Annotated in this window: 2 protein-coding genes; both read left to right on the plus strand. The window is 79.9% G+C overall.

Features of this window, described 5'->3' with window-relative positions; genetic code table 11:
* Positions 1-191 (plus strand): YcaO-like family protein (locus MNZ29_RS24130; RefSeq protein ID WP_242357117.1); only part of this gene is annotated, 191 nt, incomplete at its 5' end.
* Positions 191-861, plus strand: a 671-nt coding sequence (locus tag MNZ29_RS24135) for a TfuA-like protein (protein WP_242357118.1), incomplete at its 3' end; no start/stop codon positions are given. The genes MNZ29_RS24130 and MNZ29_RS24135, both read left to right, overlap by 1 nt.

Genomic DNA, 861 nt, shown 5'->3' on the forward strand with positions numbered 1-861 from the left:
CGCGGCGCCACGCGGGGCGGATGCCCGGCGTGCGAGGCGCGGGCGCCGCCGCCGCGAGCGTGCGCGCGGTGCTCGCCCGGCTCCGGCGCGCCGGGATCGCCCGGGCCGTCGCGGTCGAGCTCTCCGCTCCGCCCGGCGTGCACGTCGTGAAGGTCGCCGTCCCCGGCCTCCTCCTCTCGGAGCTCCTCTGATGACGACCCGCGCGCGCCCGGACGATCTCGTCGTCTTCCTCGGCCCATCGCTTCACGCCGCCGAGGCGAGCCGCCTCGCGCCATGCCGGGTCCTCCCGCCCGCCCGCGCCGGGGACGTCCTCGCGGTCCTCCCCGCCCGGCCGCTCGCGATCGCCCTCGTCGACGGCCTCTTCGATACGACGCCCTCGGTCTGGCACCACGAGCTCCTCGCCGCGCTCGACGCGGGCGTGGCGGTCTTCGGCGGCGCGAGCATGGGCGCGCTGCGCGCCGCGGAGCTCGAGCGGCATGGCGTGGTGGGGGTCGGGGCGATCTTTCGCGCCTACCGGGACGGCGTCCTCGACGACGACGCGGAGGTGGCGCTCCTGCACGGCGACGCGGAGCACGCGTTCCGGCCGCTCACCGTCCCGCTCGTCGCGGTCCGCGCCGCCGCGGACGCCGCCCGCGCCGCCCGGCTCCTCTCGCCGCGCGAGGCGCGCGCGGTCGTCGTCGCGGCGGCGGAGCTCCACTACACCGGGCGGACCTGGCCGCTCGTGCTCGCCGGGGCGAAGCTCCCGGAGCCCGCGCGCGAGCGGCTCCGGGCGTTCCTGCCGGACGCTCCGGACCCCAAGGCCGACGACGCGCGCGCCTGCGTCGAGGCGGCGGCGGCGTTCGTCCGCGCCCGGCGCGCGGG

Source organism: Anaeromyxobacter sp. SG64 (genome assembly GCF_022690745.1).
Lineage (GTDB): Bacteria > Myxococcota > Myxococcia > Myxococcales > Anaeromyxobacteraceae > Anaeromyxobacter > Anaeromyxobacter soli.